General features: G+C 60.4%; 12 protein-coding genes and 1 pseudogene. 8 read left to right on the top strand and 5 right to left on the bottom strand.

The features are described from left to right. Positions 1–64 precede the first annotated feature (64 nt). The 3 genes from V8P77_RS02045 to V8P77_RS02035 are packed head-to-tail and all read left to right on the top strand — an operon-like array spanning position 65 to position 1,696. On the top strand, positions 65–1,078 hold the full coding sequence (locus V8P77_RS02045) for an extensin-like domain-containing protein (RefSeq protein WP_335910430.1): 1,014 nt from the start codon (positions 65–67) through the stop codon (positions 1,076–1,078). Then, positions 1,056–1,409 (top strand): CopG family ribbon-helix-helix protein, encoded by a 354-nt coding sequence (locus V8P77_RS02040; RefSeq protein ID WP_335910428.1) that lies wholly within the window; start codon positions 1,056–1,058, stop codon positions 1,407–1,409. Before V8P77_RS02045 ends, V8P77_RS02040 begins: the two co-directional genes overlap by 23 nt. Then, on the top strand, positions 1,406–1,696 hold the full coding sequence (locus V8P77_RS02035; protein WP_222273674.1) for a type II toxin-antitoxin system RelE/ParE family toxin: 291 nt from the start codon (positions 1,406–1,408) through the stop codon (positions 1,694–1,696). The genes V8P77_RS02040 and V8P77_RS02035 overlap by 4 nt, the downstream gene beginning before the upstream one ends. 8 nt (positions 1,697–1,704) lie before the next feature. Here the strand turns inward: V8P77_RS02035 and V8P77_RS02030 are convergent, their stop codons facing one another. Together V8P77_RS02030 and V8P77_RS02025 are read right to left on the bottom strand one after the other, a co-directional pair. Continuing rightward, entirely contained in the window at positions 1,705–3,384 is a 1,680-nt protein-coding gene (locus V8P77_RS02030; RefSeq protein ID WP_335910426.1) for a formate--tetrahydrofolate ligase, read from the bottom strand. A gap of 193 nt (positions 3,385–3,577) precedes the next feature. Further along, positions 3,578–5,257: a COG3904 family protein gene (locus V8P77_RS02025; protein ID WP_335910424.1), complete on the bottom strand. Its 1,680-nt coding sequence runs from the start codon at positions 5,255–5,257 to the stop codon at positions 3,578–3,580. Positions 5,258–5,735: 478 nt separating this feature from the next. Here V8P77_RS02025 and V8P77_RS02020 point away from each other — a divergent pair, with 478 nt between their 5' ends. Then, positions 5,736–6,461 (top strand): helix-turn-helix transcriptional regulator, encoded by a 726-nt coding sequence (locus tag V8P77_RS02020; protein ID WP_335910422.1) that lies wholly within the window; start codon positions 5,736–5,738, stop codon positions 6,459–6,461. A 46-nt stretch (positions 6,462–6,507) separates the two neighbouring features. Further along, positions 6,508–6,968 (top strand): annotated as a pseudogene (locus V8P77_RS02015) (PAS domain-containing protein). A gap of 11 nt (positions 6,969–6,979) precedes the next feature. On the opposite strand, the gene V8P77_RS02010 reads toward V8P77_RS02015, so the two are convergent. The 3 genes from V8P77_RS02010 to V8P77_RS02000 form a co-directional block, all read right to left on the bottom strand. After that, positions 6,980–8,110 carry a DUF2333 family protein gene (locus V8P77_RS02010; RefSeq protein WP_335910420.1) on the bottom strand — a complete coding sequence of 377 codons (1,131 nt, stop codon included), beginning with the start codon at positions 8,108–8,110 and terminating at the stop codon, positions 6,980–6,982. Positions 8,111–8,261: 151 nt separating this feature from the next. Then, a complete protein-coding gene (locus V8P77_RS02005) occupies positions 8,262–9,335 on the bottom strand; it encodes a hypothetical protein (protein WP_335910418.1) in 1,074 nt (357 codons plus the stop codon). Positions 9,336–9,411: 76 nt separating this feature from the next. Then, a complete protein-coding gene (locus V8P77_RS02000) occupies positions 9,412–10,014 on the bottom strand; it encodes a thymidine kinase (RefSeq protein ID WP_065280862.1) in 603 nt (200 codons plus the stop codon). Positions 10,015–10,251: 237 nt separating this feature from the next. Here V8P77_RS02000 and V8P77_RS01995 point away from each other — a divergent pair, with 237 nt between their 5' ends. The 3 genes from V8P77_RS01995 to choV all read left to right on the top strand — a co-directional run bounded on the left by V8P77_RS01995 (position 10,252) and on the right by choV (position 13,173). Beyond that, positions 10,252–11,208 (top strand): choline ABC transporter substrate-binding protein, encoded by a 957-nt coding sequence (locus V8P77_RS01995; protein WP_335910415.1) that lies wholly within the window; start codon positions 10,252–10,254, stop codon positions 11,206–11,208. A gap of 70 nt (positions 11,209–11,278) precedes the next feature. Continuing rightward, complete coding sequence (gene choW / locus V8P77_RS01990; RefSeq protein WP_017961531.1) at positions 11,279–12,124, top strand: choline ABC transporter permease subunit; 846 nt, start codon at positions 11,279–11,281, stop codon at positions 12,122–12,124. Next, complete coding sequence (gene choV / locus V8P77_RS01985) at positions 12,121–13,173, top strand: choline ABC transporter ATP-binding protein (RefSeq protein ID WP_335910414.1); 1,053 nt, start codon at positions 12,121–12,123, stop codon at positions 13,171–13,173. Before choW ends, choV begins: the two co-directional genes overlap by 4 nt. Positions 13,174–13,196: the final 23 nt, after the last annotated feature.

Below are 13,196 nucleotides of genomic sequence, written 5' to 3'. Positions count from 1 at the left end.
TAAGTCGTCGTTTTATGTTGAATATATCAATCAAGTTTTAGCGATCTTCAAGGACGTTGCACAATTGCAACGAAAACCGCCCTCATGCGTTGTCTTTAGCCATGAATACGAGGAATCGGACGCGTTGAGAAAACTTTCGACATTGGCGATCCTTTTCGCCGCTACCGCCTTTCTTGCCGGCGCCCGCCTGCCCCCGCAAGGCCCGATGCCCGAACCTCGGCCAGATGCCGGACAGTCGACCAGCCCCACCTCCCCGTCCTCGAAAAAGGCGGAACCGCCCGCGCCTGAAGAGGTCCCGGCCCCTCAGCCGAAACCCGGTCTAAAGAATCCGCAGGCACCGGTACCGCACCCGCCGCCAACGCCGCAGGCCGCACCGTCAAAGCCCGAGCCGACAGAGCCGATGCAAGGTCCGCCACGGCCGCCGGGCAGCCCCGAAAGCTCGCAGCCGCCGACGGAAGAAAGTAAGCCGCCCGGCGAGCAGACGCTTGAAGAGCAACACCTGACGATCGAACCCGAAAGCGACGCCGAGCATGCCGAATGCACGGCCGCACTCCAGTCCCTGGGCGTCGTCTTCAAAGAAGCACCGCGCATCGACGATGGTAATGGCTGCGGCATCGACAAGCCGATCATCGTCTCCGAAGCCCTTCCCGGCATCAGACTGAAGCCGGAGGCGACGATCCGCTGCCCGGCGGCGCTCGCCCTTGCTCGCTGGATGAAGGACAGCGTCATCCCGGCGGCTTCCGCCGCCCTGCCGGAGCAGGGCCGCATCACCACCGTCAACCAGGCAACCTCCTATATGTGCCGCCTGCGCAACGGCGCCGGAACCGGCAAGATCTCCGAACATGCCCGCGGCAACGCGATCGATATTGCGAGCTTCCATTTTGAAAAGGGCGAGGATGTCGCCGTTCGCTCCCGCCGCGAGGATTCGACCCTCACCGGCGCCTTCCAGCGCACCGTCAGCGCCGCCGGCTGCCTCTACTTCACCACCGTCCTCGACCCCGAAAGCGACGCCGCCCACGAAACCCATTTCCACCTCGACATCATCGAGAGGAAGGGTGGCTATCGTTATTGCCATTAGTTATTTCCAAGAATTGCGATTCCCGCTTGAATCGGGATATCCAACCACTAAACTTCGGCACGAAGGAACCGGCGGAGTGCCTACCATGACCTTGTTGAGCTTCCAGATGAAAGATTCCACAGTTTCCCGTCTGGATCGCCTAGCCGAAAGGCGAAAGCTTTCGTCGGCCGAAATCGCAGCCGTCGCGATCGAAGAATTCATCGAACGGGAGGAATGGCAACTCTCCGAGATCGAGGCTGCCGTTCGCGAAGCCGAGCAAAGTGACTTCGCCTCCGATGAGGATGTCGCCGCAATCCTGTCAAAATATATCGGCAGCCCTTCTGGAAAATGAGCCTGCGTATCAAATGGACCCGCAGAGCGCTTGCCCGCCTTGATCATATCGGCGCTTACATCGCCCGTCACGATCAAGGCGCCGCAGGGAGGGTCATCGCCCGTATCCAATCCATCGTGGAGACACTGCCGGACTATCCGTTGATGGGAAAAGTCGGTCGTGTCGCAGGGACAAGGGAAATGGTGCTAAGCGACATTCCCTATATTGTCGCATATCGCGCTAAAGAAAACGAAATTGAAATTTTAACCATCTTGCATACATCTCTGCGGTGGCCGAAGAGCTTCTGAAGCCGGCTCTAAAACAACCCCTCGATATAACCCTGGTCGTTCAAGAAAATCCGTTCCGCCGACGGCGATTTCGGCAGGCCGGGCATTGTCATGATCTCGCCGGTGATGGCGACGACGAAGCCCGCTCCCGCCGAAAGTCGCACTTCTCGCACGGTGACGATGTGGCCTTCCGGCGCGCCACGCAGGTTCGGATCGGTGGAGAAGGAATATTGCGTCTTCGCCATGCAGATCGGCAGCTTGCCGTAACCCTGCTCCTCCCATGTCTGCAACTGGTCGCGCACCGCCTTGTCGGCCGTCACCTCGCCGGCGTGATAGATCTTCGAGGCGACGATCTCGATCTTCTCGAACAGCGAAAGATCGTCGCCGTAAAGCGGCTGGAATTTCGCCTGCCCGGATTCGGCCAGTTCCACCACCTTGTGCGCCAGTTCCTCAATGCCGGCCGAACCCAGCGCCCAGTGACGGCAGAGGATCGCCTCGGCGCCAAGCCTCGAGACGAATTCCTTGACCGCCGCGATCTCGGCGTCGGTATCCGAGACGAAATGGTTGATCGCCACGACGACGGGCACCCCGAAACGGCGCACATTGGCGACGTGCCGGCCGAGATTGGCGCAGCCCTTCTTCAGCGCCGCGACATCCTCGGAACCCAAATCTTCCTTCTTCACCCCGCCATTCATCTTCAGCGCCCGGACGGTCGCGACGATCACCGCCGCATCCGGCTTCAGCCCCGCCTTGCGGCACTTGATGTCGAAGAATTTTTCCGCTCCGAGATCGGCGCCGAAGCCTGCTTCCGTCACCACATAGTCGCCGAGTTTCAGCGCCGTCTTCGTCGCCGTCACCGAATTGCAGCCATGGGCGATATTGGCGAAGGGCCCGCCATGCACGAAGGCCGGGTTGTTCTCCAGTGTCTGCACCAGGTTCGGCTGCATCGCATCTTTCAACAGCACCGCCATGGCGCCGTCGGCTTTCAGGTCGCGCGCATGTACCGGCGTCCTGTCGAAACGATAGCCGATAATGATGTCGCCGAGGCGCTGCTCCAGATCCTTGAGGTCGGTGGCGAGGCAGAGGATCGCCATCACCTCGGAGGCGACGGTGATGTCGAACCCGCCCTGGCGCGGGAAACCGTTGGCGACGCCGCCGAGCGATGAGACCATGCTTCTGAGCGCCCGGTCGTTCATGTCCATGACCCGCCGCCAGGTGATGCGGCGGATGTCGATATTCTCTTCGTTGCCCCAGTAGATGTGGTTGTCGACCATAGCCGCCAGCAGATTGTGCGCCGATGTGATCGCATGGAAATCGCCGGTGAAATGCAGGTTGATGTCTTCCATCGGCACGACCTGCGCATAACCACCGCCGGCCGCCCCGCCCTTGACGCCGAAGCACGGACCGAGCGAGGCCTCGCGGATGCAGACTACGGCTTTCTTGCCGATCCGGTTCAGCCCGTCGCCGAGCCCGACGGTGGTGGTCGTCTTGCCCTCGCCGGCCGGTGTCGGATTGATCGCGGTGACGAGAATCAACTTGCCGTCCTTCTTGCCCGCTTGCGCGGCGATGAACTCGGCGCTGACCTTCGCCTTATCGTGACCATAGGGAGCGAGCTGCTCGACCGGAATACCCAGTTTCGCCCCGATTTCGAAGATCGGCTTTTTGGCCGCGGCACGCGCGATTTCGATATCGGATTTGATTGATGGCATGGATGTTTCCCCATCCGACCTCCGCGGGAGCGGAGTCGCTGTTTTTCTCTTCATCGAGATAGCGAAATATCGGCGGGGTGTGAATAGCGCCACGCCTTGCGGCCGCTAAACGGGCAACACGAGGCGCCTTCGGAGCTTAAACAAGCGGCAGCCCGACACGAAACGTCGAGCTATGCTCTTTCGCGTCCTGAGATCAATTGACCGAAGCAGCAACAGGAACGATCTCTGCCTCAGCTTTTCTCGGGCATCGAAGGCTTTCCTTCGCCTCCGGCCCACAGACGTGCAAGCCGGGCTCTTCATCATAAGGGATGATACCATTGACGATGCCAAGCTTGAGCGCATGAGAACGAAGTATAGTCCCGCGCTCGATTGATGTCGCGAACATCATCGTCTCGTATGTCTCGGCGCTCACCCCCATCTCGTCGAAATAAGCGAAGAATCTCGTATATTCAGCCGTCGTGGGCCTGGCGAGGCCGATCGCGGAATATCCGACAATCCGTGGCGTTCCGCTCATCAGGACAAGAGTACAGGTCGAAAGGCAGTACGCACGGCCGGCAAAGACTTCGCCCTCGGTCGGTCCGCTTTTGGCGATGCTGGCTTTGCAACGTGGATCCAGCTTTGGACAATTCGGCAACTGCGTTCTGCCAATCGAGGTCTCCAGACCTGCCGCACGGATCATACGCCCCATCGCGAAAGCCGCATCCATGTCCCCGCCATTGGACTGAAGGACGACCGGCAGCTTTCTTTCGCCGAGCGTCGTCAACATCGCCTTCAGCCGAGCCGGCGTATCCGGCGTGATGTCTCCATCCGCGGAAATCCACTGCGTGCACTCTTCCCGGCAATTGCCATTGAACATCAGGAGGAAGTCCATCGGCCGGGTTTTCAGCAGACTCCCGCTTGTGTCTGCGGCCGTATCCTGCACGGGCGTCTTATATACAGGCGCCTCAACCGCCACGGGCGCTTCGGCTGCCGGATGGCTGTGACAGGCGGCATCGGCCGCTGCATCCGGCGCGCAGAGCGGCATTCCGGGCCATTCATTATAAGCCAGCATGTCCGTCGAAAGCCCCATTCGCAGTGCGTCGGCGGGCGCTACGATGTTGATGCTGTCAGGCGTGGCGCTCATCATCAGACCGATCAGATCCTCGCTGACACCCATTTCTTTCAAATAGGTCGTCAAGGCAACGGTGGCCTTCTTTCCAAGTTTGGTGGAACTGCTCCGTCCCGCTACCTTGCGTCCGACCTCCTTGCGGGAGATCTCCTTTTTCTTGCCGTTCACGATCTTGTATTCGATGCGATAGGAAACACGCACCTTGTTGTAGACGGTCGTGATTTGGTGGACGCCGATAAAGGCCCATTGCGATGCGACACGCGACGTACCGCCGGCGAACGCCAGCGGACAAGCAGAAAAGCAGTATGCACCGGACGAATAGGTATAACCGACCGCGCTGCCGTCCTTGGCAATAGCGGCTTGACAGCGCGTATCCCCGACCGGGCAATCTTTGAGCCGTGTGCCGCCGACCGCCGTTTCCAGCCCGGCCTTACGGATCATCCGGCCCATCGCATAAGCGGCATCGACGTCGCCGCCTTCCGAACGGAAAACGACCGGCAATTTACGGCCGCCGATCTTCTTGAGGATTTTTCTGAGCCGCGCGGGCGTATCGGACGTTATGCGCCCCTCCGCCGATATCCATTCCGGACAGTTTTCCTGGCAGAGGAGACTACGCACGAGGATGAAATTCATCGGGGGATGCGCCGCCTTCTTCTCCCCGGCAGCCTGCGAAGTTGCCGCTCCGATCGGCAAGGTCAAAAGGAGAAAAACAAGTAATAATCTGGAAAATAGACACTTCACCAAAAGGGAAATTGCAAAGCGCACGATTAAATTGCCTTAGTTATACTGAGCATATGCTTAGCAATTGGATTGACTGCCAGCAAGTCAGATTTCGCCGCCTGCTGCCATTCTTCTTATCTCTGTTCTCTCACCGCAATCAGGCTGAAATGGCGACCCGCTGCGGCCGCGTTCACGCAGTTCACCTGCTCCAGCGCAAAGCGCTGCAGGCAGACCGGTCCACCACCTTTGCGCCCGTGCCGGAGAGAGCCGAGTTCTTCCGCAAAACTCTCCCAAGTGATTCTCTCCTTGCCCGCCTGCACGAGACCATCCCTATGCCGCCATTAAAGAACTCAAAGGTACCGCAACGCTATTTTTGCAAGTCGAAACTCAACCGAGGCGCGCACTACCGTGGCTAATTTTTCACAATTCGAATGAATCGGCTTGCGTTAGGTCAATTGGGGCTAGCATCCCGCCGATTTTCTGTATTTGATAGCGGTAACATTGGGCTTCCGGAGGCGTACAAATGTCTTACATGACTACCTCTGAAAGACAGTCATTGCTTTCGACAGAACTTTCGACCGCACGAACGCGCAGCCTATTTGCGCAGGCGCTTGGCAGGGTCTCCACAGCCTTCGGATTGTCGCATGCGACGCTGATGCACGCCCCCTCCCCGGAAGACCTTCTCTTGAAACCCCTGCTGATCGAGAGCTCGCTTCCGGCCGCCTATGTCAGGGATTTCGACCGTGCCTACATGATGCGCGACTGCCCTTTCGGCGTAAGGTTAAGAGCGTCTGCCGTGCCGCCGGCCTGGCACCTCAACGACGCCTCCAATGGTCAGGCTTTCTCCGTCGAACTGCGTGCCCTGATGCTGCGCCATGCCATACCGGCAGGCATTGCCATGCCGACCATTGCAACCGACGGCCAGCGCCTGGTCTTCTGGTTCTGCGGCGAGCGCGCCGCACTCGGCCAGAGCGAAATCAACGAGCTGGCAATGATCATTCTCCATGCACTCGATGCATACAATGCAGTCAAACGCAACGAAGAATGCACGCATAACGCGCTGTCGACGCGCGAACTAGAAGTTGTGCGCTGGACTGCCCAAGGCAAGACCTCGATCGAAATCGGTCAGATCCTGACGCTCTCGGACCATACTGTGAACGCCTATATGACGAACGCGATCAAAAAACTCGATTGCGTCAACCGGACCCAGTTGGTAGCTAAGGCAATTCGATTGAAGCTGATCAACTGAGGAATCAGAAGAGAGTCGGCACGTCGTCCCGTGATCTGGGGGAATCGTGCCTCTTCACTTCGAACAGCCCGTTATTGACAAGACAGAACAATCCCGCGCCCACATCGGCATCACCGATGCGGAAGTCGTCCAGATGCTTGCTGCCTATCGTCTTTTCGGCTTCTGGCGCATCGACATCGAGACAGGACATTTCTTTGCAAGCGAGGATGTCCATGCGATCTTCGGCCTCCCCTACAGCGACGCCCTGTCAACCTGACAGAGCTGATGTCGCGCATCCACGAGGAAGACCGCAGCCTGATCGCCCAAACCTTCGAAGAGGCAAGCCGTCACGGCGTCGGCTTCCATTTCGTTTATCGTGTCGACAACCGGCTTGGCGGCTACAAGCTGGTGCGTAGCGTCGGCCGCTTCCGAAATGATGAAAGCGGCGGCGGCATCGTCGGCATCACCTATGAATTCGTCGAGAAACTGCGCGTCGTCGGCTTCGAGGACAACACGATACCCCGCTGACTCCAGACGTTTTAGCGGTCAAGCACCGAGCGGATCTCGACGAGGTTCGAGCGCACCCTCAGAATATAGAAGCCCATGGTGGCGAGATGGCTCGGCATGATCCAGCCATCCTCGCGGCCGTTCGAGATGATTGCCGGCTGGATGCGCAGTGCGGCCTGGAACTGCCGCGTCGTTCCGCCCCAGATCGCGCCGAGATTACGTTCCTGCACCACCTGCGAGAAATCCGCCTGCGCGGCGGCAAGGATGGCGTAGTAGGCATAGAGCTGGCCATAGGCGAACCAGAACCGGTCGTCGGCGCGGGTATCGAACCAGCCGCGATTGTGGTTTTCCGAGCGCTCGGCAAGCATGTCGGAGGTGCCGCCGAGATCGTTGGCGATGCGGTCGATGAACTGCATCAGATTGTCGGCGCGGCCGTCGAAAACGACGTTGCAGAGGGCGAGATCGGTGTTGAACTTGCGCAGGCTGCCGATCGCCGAGCGGTAATAGGAAGGCGTCGGCGTCTTTAGCCCGAAGGGGTTGAGGCCGAAATACCAGCTGTATTCGTCGAACTGCAGGTAGCCGCGCGCGGTCTGCAGGTCGTTGTTGATGCCCGAGGTGCCGCGCACGCGCCCGAGCGTATCGACAAGCTCCGCCGAAGTCCGCCGGACCGCCTGGTTGATGCCGCGCTGGAACGACGCCTTGTTGTCGAGGAAGGGAGTATGATCCCAGTCGATGCCGAAGAAGCCCATCTTGTAGAGCAGCATGGAGGAGATCCATGCATTCTGGTTGACATTGAAATCGGTCAGATCGGCCGCGACGTCGACGATCGCCGAGCGCTGGCAGGTCTTCGGCGCCGTCGCATTGGCACCCTCGGCGACCGGCACTTCCTGCCCCGCGGCAACCTTGCGTTCGGAAAGCCGGTACTGTTCGACGAAAGCGGTGTTGAAATTCGACCAGATCTGCGTCTGCCAGAAGAAATAACCGTAGAGCACGACCAGCAGCGCCACGAACGCGATGACCGGCAGCCGGATCATCCAGCTCCGGCGCTGATACCAGCCATGCGCGGCAAGAAAGGGCCAGAAGGCCCAGGCGGAAAACAGGCGGGCCCAGCGACCGATCGTCTGGCCGATCAGCCTGAAAAAACCGGCTATCCGGTCAAGCATCGTCGTCTCCTGTCAGGCGAGGCGAACATCGGGACATTGCCGCCCCGCTGCATCCCACATATGCGCTCGATGGGCCGAGCACAACACGAGCCCTTCGATTTTTCGGAATGAAAGCATTGCGCAAGAGGAATACTGCCTGCGCCCCTGCTGGTCAGGAGCGCAGGAAAGGCAGGCTGAAACGGAAGGACCTGCGCGCCGTGTCGATCAGAGGCGCTCCCGATGTGTCCGGCGGCGGTTCGGCATAGGTCGGAAACCTTCTGGCGAATTCGAGATGGGCGCGGCTCTTGCGCCGCTCCAGGTCCGGGGCGACCAGCATGCCCTTCTCAAACAGCCTGATCGGCGCGGCGATATCGGGAAAGAGTTCCGGCTTGATCCTCACCTTCATGCCCGGCCGGTCGGTATCGACCTGCGCCTGGTAGATGATCAGCCGCTCCTCCACGTCGATCAACAGCTTGCGCAGCAGCACGTTGCAGGCAGCGATCCGGCCGTTCAGCGAATCGACAAAGGCCTGGAACAGGCCGATGAAGCGCTCACGCCGCTGGCTATCGTCGCGCATCTCGTGCTCTCCGGCGGAAATCCGCTCGGCTTCCGCCTTCAGCGCCCGCCGCTCCGCTTCCATCTGCTCCCAATGCGCCCTGTTGCCATAGACGCCGATACGGCCCTGCGTCGTCAGCGCCTTGGCGTTGAGCTCCTTCATCTTGAGACGGGCGATATCGATGGAAACGACCAGCCGGCGCCGTTGCTCGACGATGTCGACAAGGCTGAGTTCGGCTGTCCTGTGCCGTTCGGTGAGCGCAGCGCGCTGGCCGGCGATCAGCCCCGCGAGCGCGTCCGATTTCGTCAAAAGGTCGAGCAGCCGCTCGATGACGGGCGCCTCACGAACGCGTTCGGTATACATGCGCCACATCCGCTGGCGCGACACCCAGCCGGCCATCTTCTCGCGCAGTGTCAACCCTCGGAAACTGTCGAGATCGGCTGAGACCTCGGCCGTCAGCCGATCGAGGCAAAAGACCAGCTCGGCCAGTTGGGCGTCGAGCGCCGCAGCATCGGCGATATGGGCCTGGAAGCGGGCATTCTGTTCAAGGAAGACCTCGTCGGCCGACTGTGTTTCGTCGCCGCTGAAGGCGCCGATCGCGGCCACACAATAGGCTCCCTCGCCTGCAATCCTTTCGGCAAGGCTGCCTGCAGCTTCGTACTGGCTGTCGAATGACGGGGGTTTGCGCACCAAGCCTCTCCAAGGAATCTCCTGACCCCAAGCTAGTCGCTTGCGGCGCCAAAGAAAACAGGCGGCGTCGCCGGCTTCAGACCGGCTCGGCGATCCAGGCACCGTTCATCGCGTCGTCCCAGTGCCTGCGGCAGAGCGAGACATATTTCTCGTTGCCGCCGACATCGATCTGCGCGCCTTCGTGCAATACTTTTCCTTCCGCGTCGAGCCGCACAACCATCGTCGCCTTACGCCCGCAATGGCAGATCGTGCGCACTTCGCGCATTTCATCGGCGATCGCCAGCAGTTCCTGCGAGGCAGGAAACAGCTTGCCCTGGAAATCGGTTCTCAGCCCGTAGACCATCACAGGGATGCCGAGCCTGTCGACGACGCGGGCAAGCTGCCAGACATGGACAGGCGTCATGAAATGCGCCTCGTCGACGAAGATGCAGGAAATCGGTGCTCCTTCGCCGCTCAGCGTCGCAACCAACCGGAACAGATCCTCATGCGGCTCGAAGGGAATGGCGCTGGCCTCCAAGCCGATCCGCGAGCCGATCACGCCTCGGCCGGCGCGCTCGTCGAAGGCGGCGATCAGCTGCACCGTGCGCATGCCGCGCTCCTGGTAATTGTAGGAGGCCTGCAGCAGCATCGTCGACTTGCCGGCGTTCATCGTTGAATAGTTGAAATAGAGTTTTGCCATCCGATTTCTCCTTGATCGGCTTATTGAAAGCTCGGAATGGCAAAGAAAAGCCCTGAGTGAGCGATAATCACAGGAATCCGGCTCGAAAACCGCTGAGAGCCCCGAAAACAAGGCATTGCCAAAAAATCCGCCGACGTCGCAATCGCATGGGTCGATACGGCGCAAACGCACTGAGGTCGCTTGTCAAACTCGGTTATTGATGGTTGGCTTGGGAACTTAAAGACTGGGAGTCTAAAAATGAAAACAACAAGCACGTTCAAACTCGTCACCGCAACTGCCGTCGCCGCCCTCTCCGTTGCGACCGCCGCCTTCGCCGCCGATCCCGACAGCTGCTCCACCGTTCGTTTCTCGGACGTCGGCTGGACGGATATCACCGCCACCACCGCCACCGCATCCGTCGTCTTGAAGAGCATCGGCTACCAGACCGACGTCAAGGTTCTCTCGGTGCCGGTCACCTATACCTCGCTGAAGAACAAGGACATCGATGTCTTCCTCGGCAACTGGATGCCGACACAGGAAAAGGACGTCCGTCCCTATATCGACGATAAGTCGGTTGAATCCTTCGGCCCCAACCTCGTCGGCGCCAAGTATACGCTTGCCACCAACGCCAAGGGAGCCGAGCTCGGCATCAAGGACTTCAAGGACATCGCCGCCCAAAAGGACGAGCTCGACGGCAAGATCTATGGCATCGAGCCCGGCAATGACGGCAACCGCCTCGTCATGGACATGATCGAGAAGAACGAGTTCGGCCTGAAGGATCTGGAAGTCGTCGAATCCTCCGAACAGGGCATGCTCGCCCAGGTCGCTCGTGCAGACAAAGCAGGCAAGCCCGTTGTCTTCCTCGGCTGGGAACCCCATCCGATGAACACCAACTTCAAGCTGACCTACCTCACAGGCGGCGACAACGTCTTCGGCCCTGACTTCGGCGGTGCCAAGGTCTTCACCAACGTGCGTGCCGGTTATCTCGACGAATGCCCGAATGTCGGCATGATGTTGAAGAATTTGACGTTCTCCCTCGACATGGAGAACCAGATCATGGGCAAGATCCTCAACGACGGCAAGGAGCCGGAAGCTGCGGCTTCCGAATGGCTGAAGGCGAACCCCGCAGCGCTCGAGCCCTGGCTTGCGGGCGTCAAGACCCGCGACGGCAGCGGCGAAGCCCTCGCGGCCGCCAAGACCGGCCTCGGCCTCTAATGATATGAACGGGGCGGTTCTCCGCCCCGTTTCATTTTATCCGATTGTTGTTTTTTGGATAGGCGCGCCCTTGAATTGGATCACCGAATTTAAGATTCCCGTTGGCCCCTGGGCCAAGTCCTTCGTGGATTGGCTGACCTCGAACGGCGAATGGTTCTTCAACCAGATCGCCTTCCTCCTGTCGAGCGCCATAGACGGCCTGCTCTTCGTGCTGCAGAAGCCTCATCCGCTGATCGTCATCGCTGCCATCACCGCCATCGCCTTTTGGCTGCGCCGGTCGATCGCGGTTGCCGTCTTCACCTGTCTCGGCCTGCTGCTGATCGTGAACCAGGACTATTGGAAGGAAACGACGGAGACGCTCGCTCTCGTGCTCGCCGCCACCTTCGTCTGTATGGTGATCGGTATTCCGCTCGGCATTGCCGCCGCCCGCCGCCCTTGGGTCTATGCTGCCATGCGCCCGGTGCTCGATCTCATGCAGACCATACCGACTTTCGTCTATCTGATCCCGGCGCTCATCCTGTTCGGCCTCGGCATGGTGCCGGGCCTGATCGCGACCGTCATCTTCGCAATCCCCGCCCCGATCCGGCTGACGCGTCTCGGCATCATCTCGACGCCGCCGTCCCTCGTCGAAGCGGCCGTGGCTTTCGGCGCGACGCCGATACAGGTGCTGCGCAAGATCGAGCTTCCCTTCGCCACGCCGCAGATCATGGCCGGTCTCACCCAGACCATCATGCTGTCGCTGTCGATGGTCGTCATCGCCGCCCTTGTCGGCGCTCCCGGGCTTGGCGTGCCCGTCGTCCGTGCGCTGAACACCGTCAATATCGCCAAGGGCTTCGAGGCGGGCTTCTGCATCGTCATCCTGGCAATCATTCTGGACCGGATGTTCCGCACAGCGGGTGAAGGAGGCGCTGCATGACCGCGGTAAGCTTTAACAATGTCAGCATCGTCTTTGGCGATCGGCCGGAAGCAGCCCTTGCCATGGTCGACCAGGGCAAAACGCGCGACGAGATCGGCGCCGCCACCGGTCTTGTGCTCGGTGTGGCCAACGCCTCGCTGACGATCGAGGAAGGCGAGATCCTGGTGCTGATGGGTCTTTCCGGCTCAGGCAAGTCGACGCTGCTGCGCGCCGTCAACGGGCTCGCTCCCGTGGTGCGTGGCGATGTCGCGGTCTCGGCGGCCACCGGCCCCGTCAACCCCTATAGATGCAATGCCAAGGCCTTGCGCGACCTGCGCACCCACACCGTCTCCATGGTGTTCCAGCAATTCGCCCTTCTGCCCTGGCGCACCGTCGCCGACAATGTCGGCTTCGGTCTCGAGCTCGCCGGCATGCCGGAAGCCGAACGCAAGCTCCGCGTCGGCGAACAGCTTGAACTCGTCAACCTGACGAAATGGGCCGATCGCAAGGTCAACGAGCTTTCGGGCGGCATGCAACAGCGTGTCGGGCTCGCCCGCGCCTTTGCCACCGGCGCGCCGATCCTGCTCATGGACGAGCCTTTCTCGGCGCTCGACCCACTGATCCGCACCCGCTTGCAGGATGAACTCCTGGAATTCCAGCGGCGGCTGAAGAAGACCATCCTCTTCGTCAGCCACGATCTCGACGAGGCCTTCCGCATCGGCAACCGCATAGCCATCATGGAGAGCGGCCGCATCATCCAGTGCGGGACGCCGCACGATATCGTCAAGAACCCCGCCGACCAGTATGTCGCCGATTTCGTTCAGAACCTCAATCCGATCAACATGCTGACGGCCGCCGACGTCATGCAGTCCGGCCTCGGCCAGACTGCCGCCGGCATGAGCGTCAGCGCCACGGCCCGCGCCGCGACCCCGCTTATCGATATTCTCGATGCGCTTGCCCGCCAGCCGGGCAGTATCGGCATCGTCGAGAACGGCGCGATCGTCGGCACCATCTCGGCCCAGGATATCGTCGCCGGCCTCACCCGTCATCGCCGCAAGCAGGAAGCTTGATGTTTTCCACGCGCTTTGTCACA

This window comes from Rhizobium aouanii (assembly GCF_037002925.1).
In the GTDB taxonomy this organism is placed as follows: Bacteria; Pseudomonadota; Alphaproteobacteria; order Rhizobiales; family Rhizobiaceae; genus Rhizobium; species Rhizobium aouanii.
The sequence above is the reverse complement of the archived record's forward strand: the minus strand, read 5'-3'. Positions and strand labels throughout refer to the sequence as shown.

What these genes read in the sequence shown, in the direction of transcription:
- V8P77_RS02035 (WP_222273674.1), top strand. Translation starts at nt 1,406, where the DNA reads ATGAGCCTGCGTATCAAATGGACCCGCAGAGCGCTTGCCCGCCTTGAT.
- V8P77_RS02030 (WP_335910426.1), bottom strand. Translation starts at nt 3,384, where the DNA reads ATGCCATCAATCAAATCCGATATCGAAATCGCGCGTGCCGCGGCCAAA.
- V8P77_RS02020 (WP_335910422.1), top strand. Translation starts at nt 5,736, where the DNA reads ATGTCTTACATGACTACCTCTGAAAGACAGTCATTGCTTTCGACAGAA.
- V8P77_RS02010 (WP_335910420.1), bottom strand. Translation starts at nt 8,110, where the DNA reads ATGCTTGACCGGATAGCCGGTTTTTTCAGGCTGATCGGCCAGACGATC.
- V8P77_RS02000 (WP_065280862.1), bottom strand. Translation starts at nt 10,014, where the DNA reads ATGGCAAAACTCTATTTCAACTATTCAACGATGAACGCCGGCAAGTCG.
- V8P77_RS01995 (WP_335910415.1), top strand. Translation starts at nt 10,252, where the DNA reads ATGAAAACAACAAGCACGTTCAAACTCGTCACCGCAACTGCCGTCGCC.
- choV (WP_335910414.1), top strand. Translation starts at nt 12,121, where the DNA reads ATGACCGCGGTAAGCTTTAACAATGTCAGCATCGTCTTTGGCGATCGG.